This window comes from Streptomyces viridosporus (genome assembly GCF_002078235.1).
Lineage (GTDB): Bacteria > Actinomycetota > Actinomycetes > Streptomycetales > Streptomycetaceae > Streptomyces > Streptomyces viridosporus.
This window is the reverse complement of the sequence record NZ_MSGP01000451.1, coordinates 1-1,203: the sequence shown is the minus strand read 5'-3', so window position 1 is coordinate 1,203 and position 1,203 is coordinate 1. Positions and strand designations below refer to the sequence as shown.

3 protein-coding genes are annotated in these 1,203 nt (G+C 71.5%); 2 read left to right on the top strand and 1 reads right to left on the bottom strand.

Annotated features, from left to right (window positions below; translation table 11 throughout):
• On the top strand, positions 1–218 hold a 218-nt coding region (locus tag B7L92_RS28600; protein ID WP_304364716.1), incomplete at its 5' end, for a carboxyl transferase domain-containing protein.
• A 57-nt stretch (positions 219–275) separates the two neighbouring features.
• Positions 276–470, top strand: a complete 195-nt coding sequence (locus B7L92_RS28595; RefSeq protein WP_016824526.1) for an acyl-CoA carboxylase epsilon subunit — start codon at positions 276–278, stop codon at positions 468–470.
• Positions 471–657: 187 nt separating this feature from the next.
• On the opposite strand, the gene B7L92_RS28590 is transcribed toward B7L92_RS28595, so the two are convergent.
• Positions 658–1,203, bottom strand: a 546-nt coding sequence (locus tag B7L92_RS28590; RefSeq protein ID WP_107501632.1) for a GTP-binding protein, incomplete at its 5' end; no start/stop codon positions are given.

Here is a 1,203-nt window from a genome sequence, read left to right as displayed (position 1 = left end):
AGATCGCCGAGGCGGGGGACCCCGAGGCCATGCGGCAGAAGATGGTCAAGGAGTACAAGGCGGAGCTGATGCACCCCTACTACGCGGCCGAGCGCGGCCTGGTCGACGACGTGATCGACCCCGCCGAGACCCGCCAGGTGCTCATCTCCTCGCTGGAAATGCTCCACACCAAGCACGCCGACCTGCCCTCCCGCAAGCACGGCAACCCGCCCCAGTAACCCGACGGACCCCACGCGGCAACCCCGCGGCCCCCTCTCCCAGGGAGACTGACACCCATGAGCACACCTGACATCCGCGTCGAGAAGGGCCACGCCGAGCCCGAGGAGGTCGCCGCCATCACGGCCCTCCTGCTGGCCCGCGCCGCCGCCCGCCCCGCCGAGATCGCCCCGGCCCACGGCGGCCGCGTCCGCGCCGGCTGGCGGCGCCTGGAACGCGAGCCGGGCTTCCGCGCCCCGCACAGCTGGCACTGACCTCACCGACGCGAAGAGGCCCCTCCGCAAGGAGGGGCCTCTTCGCGTGAACGCCCGCCGCGGTCATGGCCCTTCGGGGACCCGGGGAACGGCGCGACCGGCCACGGACGGTCGGTCCCGCGCCCGACAGACAAAAACCCCCTGTGGCCCGGAAGGCCGCAGGGGGCGTCGCGCACACCGGTCCGCGCTACCGCAGGCGCGCCATCAACGCGTGCTCCACGAGCGTGATCAGCGTCGACTTGGCGTCCGCGCGGTGGCGGGCGTCGGTGGTGATGATGGGGGTGTCGGGGCCGATCTGCAGTGCCTCGCGCACCTCGTCCGGCTGGTACGGCTGCTGTCCGTCGAAGCCGTTGAGCGCGATGACGAAGGGCAGTCCGCTGTTCTCGAAGTAGTCGACGGCCGGGAAGCAGTCGGCGAGCCGGCGGGTGTCGACGAGGACGACCGCGCCGATGGCGCCGCGCACCAGGTCGTCCCACATGAACCAGAAGCGGTCCTGGCCGGGGGTGCCGAACAGGTACAGGATCAGGTCCTGGTCGAGCGTGATGCGGCCGAAGTCCATGGCGACCGTGGTGGTCGTCTTGTCCCCGGTGTGGGTGAGGTCGTCGATGCCCGCCGAAGCAGACGTCATGACGGCCTCCGTGCGCAGCGGGTTGATCTCCGAGACGGCGCCGACGAACGTGGTCTTGCCCACGCCGAAGCCGCCCGCCACCACGATCTTCGCGGAGGTGGTGGA